The sequence below is a fragment of the Amphibacillus jilinensis Y1 genome, from assembly GCF_000306965.1.
Classification (GTDB): domain Bacteria; phylum Bacillota; class Bacilli; order Bacillales; family Amphibacillaceae; genus Amphibacillus_C; species Amphibacillus_C jilinensis.
This window is the reverse complement of the sequence record NZ_AMWI01000077.1, coordinates 1-1,085: the sequence shown is the minus strand read 5'-3', so window position 1 is coordinate 1,085 and position 1,085 is coordinate 1. Positions and strand designations below refer to the sequence as shown.

General features: G+C 31.3%; 1 protein-coding gene. It reads right to left on the bottom strand.

What is annotated here, in order from left to right; all coding sequences use genetic code 11:
- Window positions 1–430 precede the first annotated feature (430 nt).
- Window positions 431–799, bottom strand: a complete 369-nt coding sequence (locus tag B494_RS0100440) for a hypothetical protein (protein ID WP_017470382.1) — start codon at window positions 797–799, stop codon at window positions 431–433.
- Window positions 800–1,085: the final 286 nt, after the last annotated feature.

Here is a 1,085-nt window from a genome sequence, read left to right as displayed (position 1 = left end):
TTTAAACAAGATTGCAGTGATGCCTCGTCATTAGGGCTGACCCCTTATTCGATATATTAAAAATTTAATCATCTTTTGGATTGTTTTTTTATTGTTACTAAAAAATAACACACATTTACTCTCTCCATTAATGGCTCCTAAAAATATACCTGTAACTTCATTTGCCACTTTCATACTAACAAACCTTATCCATACCTTGTTTCTAAGGTTGAGTAATCATTTCATTTTTGCTTCTTATCATTATTTTTACTAAAATAGATTATCTTCATAATAAGAAAGCTTCCTATTAAATACAAAGGAAATAAAATGAGAACAAAGACAAAATTCTTTGATAGTATTTCCTTATCAACTAGAATTTGTGACCCATAATTCATAGTAAATAGAAAAAAAAAGTAAATTAAAAAAAACTTAATGTGTTTTCTTTTCATAATTAGAAATCCAAATATCCATTTCCTGGTTTTTTATCCCTGTTGTCAAACCATCTTGCTACCATTCCACCTACATCTGTATAGTTAACAGCAAATGCCACCGCTACCCCTAAAGAACCCGCTAAAGTAGCTAACCCCCAACTTTTCAACTTACTAGCTATTGTTCTAGTAAATACTCTTTGTGCTTCTTTCTTTCCTTTTTTTCTAATATATGCTGCTACAGCTGCCATCCCTCCACCACCAGTTACAAGACCAATTCCAGTATTAATTAAGGCACCTACTACTTTATTACTTATCCTAAATCCTCCATCCAAATACATCATTTCTTCTTCTTCAATCACTGCATAACTTGCTGGTAAAACCATTTCCATTTCTACCACTCCTATTAATATATTTATATTATGACCGATAGGGTCTTAATATCAACGAATCTTCATATTTAACAATTCCAATGCCATTCTAAATAGGATTCTTCTTGATAGATAATCCTTGCCTCTACATGCATTGAACGAAAAGTTAATTACCAAGTACTACGCTTTTACCTACCAAATATTTTCTCTTCACTTGATCTATAAATATACATAAACATGATAAGAAAAAGAAAAACAGTATATACAACACTTGCCATGCCTGGATTGACAGGAACAGTTAAGTAGC

Bases quoted from the DNA above. Each gene is read 5' to 3' on its own strand.
- B494_RS0100440 (WP_017470382.1), bottom strand. From the start codon at position 799: ATGGAAATGGTTTTACCAGCAAGTTATGCAGTGATTGAAGAAGAAGAA.